General features: G+C 56.7%; 1 protein-coding gene. It reads left to right on the top strand.

The window, feature by feature from the left end:
* A partial coding sequence (locus ACFOZ5_RS13380) for a transposase (RefSeq protein ID WP_379888131.1) occupies window positions 1-661 on the top strand: 661 nt, incomplete at both ends.

The raw sequence follows: 661 nt of genomic DNA on the forward strand, positions 1-661 counted from the left end.
CATCTACCGGCAAGGCACGGTTGTCACCGCCGACACCGGCTTCGCCAACGAAGCCAACATGAAGTACCTGCACGACCGGCAGATCAATGGCTACGTGCCGGACAACAAATTCCGCAGCCGGGATCCGAAGTTCCAGAACCAGAAAGACAAGTACGGCAAGCGGCACCAGGACCTGCCCGACAAGGGCTGGAAGGAGACCATTCCGGCCAGTGAGTTCCAGTTCGATCCAGTGAAGCTGACCTGTGTCTGCCCGGCAGGAAACGAGTTGCATCATGAAGCGACCCGGACTGACGAGCAAGGCATCATCAGAGCCCATTTTAAAGCGCGATTGCTTCAATGCCGGTACTGCCCTAAGAAGCATCGCTGCATGCAGAACCCAGCCTCAGCCGATCACCGCAAGGGGGCCGGTCGACAGGTGTCATTTACCATCGAGAATAAACGCCTGCCCAACTACACCGATTGGATGAAGCATCGGGTAGACAGCCCGAAGGGCAAGGAGATCTACAGCCACCGGATGTCGGTGGTGGAACCGGTGTTCGGCAACATCGGTACCACTAAACGGTTGAACCGCTTCAGCCTGCGGGGTAAGAAGAAAGTACAGGGTCAGTGGCAGTTATACTGCCTGGTGCATAATATCGGGAAGTTGGCGAACTACGGGCAG

Source organism: Marinobacter lacisalsi, assembly GCF_042651045.1.
Classification (GTDB): Bacteria; Pseudomonadota; Gammaproteobacteria; order Pseudomonadales; family Oleiphilaceae; genus Marinobacter; species Marinobacter lacisalsi.